The following is a 4,007-nucleotide window of genomic DNA, read 5'->3' as shown; positions in this document are numbered from 1 at the left end:
ACTTGTTATGAGGCATAAGACATGATGAAATCTCAATCTAATTCCGCCAACGGGTATTCTTTATATTGTGGAGGGTGGAGAGCAGGATTCTCACGATTTTCATTTATATTTGTGCTTGATACAAAAAAACGAAGCACTATGATCAAACAAGATTACCTGATACGCATGATCCAGGAGATCATTTCTGTGATAGTCGACGCCCTGCTGCGCAGGAAGAAATGCCGCAGGGAAGAATGGACGGAGTACGACGGTCTGAGCAGGCAGATCCTCGGTTTCCCCACCAGCCGGCTGGCGGACATGGACATGCAGGAGCTGACGGACCGCTACAAAGGCGACCCCAACGAGATGCAGAAGCTGGAGCTTGCCGCCATAACCATGCTACGCCTGTCGGACGAGATGGAGGCGGACCACCTGCTGCGGAAGTCGAAACTGCGTCAGGACGGGCTGGCGCTGCTGAAACACGTGCAGAAGGAGGGTGGGAATTTCTCCATACAGCGCGAACAGCTCATCAAACTGCTGGAGACAAATGGATAAAGGCGGAGGGAAACGGCCGATGGCGTACGGGCGTATTTCTCCTTGCCGACTATAACGCAGCCCGAAAAACGCCGTTTAACATCGTTTGACGCTACGGGGCCGATGTGTTAAAACAGTGGGGTCGTTCTGACGTCGCTCTGGCATCGCTCCCAAGGAGTGACCCCTTAACGAACCCTTAACGGACCTTTAACGAAGGCTTAGCGAAGGTAGAACGGAGGTAGAGCGAAGGGAAAACTGCAAAACATAAAAAAAACGAAACAAACAGAGTTTCGGCACAACCGAAGTAGAAAGGCAAAAACGAGCTGAAACATTAGTCTTTTTTAACCGTTTTCCGTGAACCCTATTTTTTCTTTCCTGACAATCATACGTCCTCCCCTCGCGCAGCACGCAGCCTGCGTAAGTTCCGCCCCCTTCCCGCAGCACATAAAAAGCCGCCCCCTCTTCCTGCTGCGGACAGCAGGACAGAGCAGAGCGGCTTCTATATAAATAGCTTGTAAAGCTACGCTGATTAACATCTCAGGAAGCGGAAAAACCGCCTCAGGCAACAGAAATAATCGCTTCAGGCAGCGGAAAGGATCACAAGCTGAAAGCAGCCTTCACCTTGTCCACATAGTCCAGCTTCTCCCACGTGAAGAGTTCCACCTCCACATCCTTGTCGCCTTCGTAGCGCGACTTGAAGCGCTTGACAACCGTCTGCGGCTCGCGCCCCATGTGCCCGTAAGCCGCCGTCTCCTGATAGATCGGGTTGCGGAGCTTCAGGCGGTCTTCGATGGCCTTCGGACGGAGGTCGAACAGTTCGTCCACCTTCTTGGCGATCTCGCCGTCGCTCAGGCCGACGTGGCTGCGCCCGTAGGTGTTGACGTAGATATTGATGGGGCGCGCCACGCCGATGGCGTAGGACACCTGCACCAGCATCTCGTCGGCCACTCCGGCTGCCACCAGGTTCTTGGCGATGTGGCGCGCGGCGTATGCGGCGCTACGGTCCACCTTCGAGGGGTCCTTGCCCGAGAATGCACCGCCTCCGTGGGCGCCCTTGCCTCCGTAGGTATCTACGATGATCTTGCGTCCCGTCAGTCCCGTGTCTCCGTGAGGGCCGCCGATGACGAACTTTCCGGTAGGGTTGACGTGATACGTGATGCGGTCGTTGAACAGCGCGAGCACCTTCTCGGCATGGATGGAGGCGATCACGCGCGGCATCAGGATGTCGATCACGTCGCGGCGGATGATGGCGAGCATCTCTTCGTCGGCCTTCAGCTGGGCGGCTTCGGTGTCGTCGGCAGGACGGATGAAGTCGTCGTGCTGTGTGGAGACTACGATGGTGTCGATGCGCACCGGGTTTCCGTTGTCGTCATATTCGATGGTCACCTGGCTCTTCGAGTCGGGACGCAGATAGGTCATCACTTTGCCTTCGCGGCGGATGTCGGCCAGCACCTGCAGGATGCGGTGCGAGAGGTCAAGCGAGAGCGGCATGTAGTTCTCGGTCTCGTTAGTGGCATAGCCGAACATCATGCCTTGGTCGCCTGCGCCCTGCTCCATGGGGTCTTGGCGCTCCACGCCGCGGTTGATGTCGGGACTCTGCTCGTGGATGGCGGACAATACGCCGCACGAGTTGCTCTCGAACATGTACTCGCCTTTCGTATATCCGATTTTCTGAATCACTTCGCGTGCGATAAGTTGCAAGTCCACGTACGCTTTGGTTTTCACTTCTCCAGCCAGCACCACCTGTCCGGTAGTTACCAGAGTTTCGCAAGCTACTTTCGAACTGGGGTCGTAGGCCAACAGTTTGTCAAGCACGGCGTCCGATATTTGATCGGCCACTTTGTCGGGGTGTCCTTCAGACACCGATTCGGATGTGAATAAATATCCCATTGTTGAATTAAGAATTAAGAATTAAGAATTAAAACTTCTGAAAACAAGTGCGTTGAAGTCAAACGTGAGTAGGAGCGTCGGCACGGGGGCATCAGAAAAAGGTGTTGTTTTAGCATTTTTTTCTGTGGTTGCAAGCTACTCAAATCTTTCCACATTCGTTTTTCGGCCGCAAAGGTAGGAAAGATATTTCGTTTTTGAAGTCTGACAGGCGGAGATTAACACTGATTTAGGATTTTCAGGTAGAAGTCCCTCACGTCGCTCCACTTGTAGAAAGGATATGTGTCCGTCGGCACGGGGATGTGCACTTCGTGCTCGTTGTGCATGATCTTCACCAGGATATCGTCCGGATCGCCCTTCTCCTTGCGGTAGAAGACCATCTGCACGTTGGCTGCCATCGGGACGACCTTAAAGTTGCACCACACCTTGTATACTTCGTACGGGTCGCTGACCGACACGTTGTAGTTCTCTATCTGCATCAGCGCCACCAGGGGAATCACATTGCCGTCGTGCCCGAAGCGTAGCGTGGCTGCCGTGCCTCCTTCGCGGATGGCCTCGTCGGCGCTGTCCAGTATGTTGCGCAGCAGCGGTTTCGCATTGGCCACTACCAGCCCTTTGCTGTCGGCATGGTTGGCGTTGCGCACGTAGAAGCTGTAGTTGGCGCACTGCCACAGGTCGAACAGGTCTTGCGGCTCGAACAGGTCGTAGAAGGAGAGCTTCGTCTCCACGTTCTGCATGTCGCTGGCTATCCAGTAGAGTCCCCACATCAGTTCTTTCGGGTTCACTTTCTTCAGGATGAAGCGCTCGTCTTTGAACAGCGAAGCCACCAGCCGGTCGGGCTTCGTATGGGCCGCCTCAAACTTCTTGTACTCCTCCGTCCACGGGCCGTCGCTCGAAGAGGTAAAGAGGTTGGACTCGTAGGAGTGATAGTTCATGTAGTTCATATACTTCCGGCTGGACTCGTAGGATATGCGCAAGTTGGAGTTGAGCTCTTTCAGCCGGTCGCCGAAGGCCACCATGCTCATTGCGCAGCGGAACACCACCGTAGAACGGGCCGATACGAAAGCCTCGCCCTTGAAGGCATTCGGAAAATGCCGCATACATTCTTTCTGCAATGCCCCGATGCTGTCTGACGCCCAGCGGGGTCAGGTCGCCGTCGTGTCCTTCGGCTTCTTCCCACACTTTCAGCAGACGCTGGTAGACGTCTTCTCCCAGTTCGGAGAGGGCTTTTCCGGCATGTGCCGCCTCGAAAAGAGTGATCACGCTCTTGTAGTAGCGGTCCGACACCAGATAGCGCGAGCCGTGTCTGCCGTAATGGCTGACGTAGAATGGTTTGTAGCCCTTAGGCGCCTTGGTCTGTTGAGGGATATCAAGCGGATAGGCCCAGTAAACTCCGCCAGTCTTTTCGATCGTGGCAAACATCTCTTCTTTGGTTGTCTGTGCCCCAAGAGGCATGCAGCACATTCACATTGCAGCACTCAGCAGTGCTTGCTTCACATTCAGTTTCATTGTCATTTAGATTTAATCTGTTTATATTAGAAGTTATTCGGGAACTGTTCGAGAATTATTCGGGAATTGTTCGGAAGCTGTTCGGGAATTGTTCGGAA

Annotated in this window: 2 protein-coding genes and 1 pseudogene; 1 reads left to right on the top strand and 2 read right to left on the bottom strand. The window is 54.3% G+C overall.

All coding sequences use genetic code 11. From position 1 onward, the window contains the following. Positions 1–138 precede the first annotated feature (138 nt). Positions 139–534, top strand: coding sequence for a hypothetical protein (locus QZ323_RS06275; protein ID WP_294633738.1), 396 nt, complete (start codon positions 139–141; stop codon positions 532–534). A 576-nt stretch (positions 535–1,110) separates the two neighbouring features. On the opposite strand, the gene metK is transcribed toward QZ323_RS06275, so the two are convergent. Both metK and QZ323_RS06265 read right to left on the bottom strand, forming a co-directional pair. Next, positions 1,111–2,403: a methionine adenosyltransferase gene (gene metK / locus QZ323_RS06270; protein ID WP_294633736.1), complete on the bottom strand. Its 1,293-nt coding sequence runs from the start codon at positions 2,401–2,403 to the stop codon at positions 1,111–1,113. A 215-nt stretch (positions 2,404–2,618) separates the two neighbouring features. Further along, positions 2,619–3,864, bottom strand: a pseudogene (locus tag QZ323_RS06265) (histidine-type phosphatase). Between the last annotated feature and the right edge of the window lie 143 nt (positions 3,865–4,007).

The organism is uncultured Bacteroides sp. (genome assembly GCF_910585845.1).
Classification (GTDB): Bacteria; Bacteroidota; Bacteroidia; order Bacteroidales; family Bacteroidaceae; genus Bacteroides.
This window is presented reverse-complemented; position numbering and strand designations above follow the sequence as displayed.